Below are 648 nucleotides of genomic sequence, written 5' to 3' on the forward strand. Positions count from 1 at the left end.
GAATATGGGGATTTGGTTTGAGCAAATACCAGATAATCTTCAAGCTTACTTAAACTTAAAAGAAGATAAATTTAATGAAATGCAGCTTGAAAACATTGAATATTTAACTCTTTGGCACCATAAAAAGAATAAGCTGGGTAACTTTGTTGGTTTTCCAGAAAATCTCCTCTATTTAGAATTAAACTGGTCCAATATACAAGAATTCCGTGGGATAGAAAAAATGAATAAATTAAAGCGTTTAGAATTACATTATTGTACTAAATTACAAAATGATTTTGGTTTGTCTGGATTAGCCGATACGCTAGAACATTTACATATTAATCAATCAAAAAAATTTGTACCAAATGAAGAATTATTCTCTCTGAAAAATCTTCGGGTTCTATGCCTTAATTCTTGCGGTAATCTTGAAAATTTGAATTTTTNNAATTGACTTTAGATTTGTTGATACTAATGTGTTAAATGGTGACTTAACACCAATTTTAGACCATCCAACAATCCGAAGTACAGGCTTTCTAAATAAGAGACATTACAATATTAAAGATGATAAGATGGATGCTTTGTTAAAAGATAAAAATGGTGGAGAAGTATTTGAAACTGTCATCAAGTATGGGGAATATGAGACTGTTAGATATATTTATTAACTCAATT

This window comes from Bacillus sp. JJ634, from assembly GCF_036962285.1.
In the GTDB taxonomy this organism is placed as follows: Bacteria; Bacillota; Bacilli; order Bacillales; family DSM-1321; genus Peribacillus; species Peribacillus asahii_A.